Genomic DNA, 842 nt, shown 5'->3' with positions numbered 1-842 from the left:
CCATCACATGTATGACCAGACCTTTCAGCGCGCCTTCAAACGTGCCGTAGAACAAGCAGGCATCACGAAGCCCGCCACACCGCACACCCTCCGCCACTCGTTCGCGACGGCCTTGCTCCGCAGCGGTTACGACATTCGAACCGTGCAGGATCTGCTCGGCCATTCCGACGTCTCTACGACGATGATTTACACGCATGTGCTGAAAGTTGGCGGTGCCGGAGTGCGCTCACCGCTTGATGCGCTGCCGCCCCTCACTAGTGAGAGGTAGGGCAGCGCAAGTCAATCCTGGCGGATTCACTACCCCTGCGCGAAGGCCATCGGTGCCGCATCGAACGGCCGGTTGCGGAAAGTCCTCCCTGCGTCCGCTGATGGCCGGCAGCAGCCCGTCGTTGCCTGATGGATCCAACCCCTCCGCTGCTATAGTGCAGTCGGCTTCTGACGTTCAGTGCAGCCGTCTTCTGAAAACGACAATGGAGGTGGTAGCCGAGGGTGTGGAAACACCCGACTGCCTTGCGTGGTTGCGGCAGGCGGGTTGCGACACGGTGCAGGGTTTCCTGTTCGCCAGGCCGATGCCGGCGGCGGCCTTCGTCGGCTTCGTCAACCAATGGAGGAACACCACCATGAACGCCAATGAACCGAGCACCAGTTGCTGCGTGTGCTGCAAGGAAATCCCGCTCGATGCCGCCTTCACGCCGGAAGGGGCCGAGTACGTGGAGCATGGCACTGTTGCAAAGTTAGCGATGAGGCAGCCTTTTGTCTTATTCAAAGGCCTTACATTTCAAAAACTCTGCTTACCAGGCGCATTTCGCCCAGGGGATCACCATAATAAAATGCTGAGGCCT

2 pseudogenes are annotated in these 842 nt (G+C 59.6%); both read left to right on the top strand.

Annotated elements, in window-relative coordinates:
• A pseudogene (gene intI1 / locus ACJ8QI_RS25485) lies at nt 1-268 on the top strand (class 1 integron integrase IntI1); the annotation flags it as partial.
• Nucleotides 237-671, top strand: a pseudogene (locus ACJ8QI_RS25480) (EAL domain-containing protein); the annotation flags it as partial. The pseudogenes intI1 and ACJ8QI_RS25480, both read left to right, overlap by 32 nt.
• Nucleotides 672-842 lie beyond the last annotated feature (171 nt).

Origin of the sequence: Serratia sp. CY84636 (genome assembly GCF_052166245.1) — a bacterium.
GTDB classification, from domain to species: Bacteria; Pseudomonadota; Gammaproteobacteria; order Enterobacterales; family Enterobacteriaceae; genus Serratia; species Serratia nevei.
The sequence above is the reverse complement of the archived record's forward strand: the minus strand, read 5'-3'. Positions and strand labels throughout refer to the sequence as shown.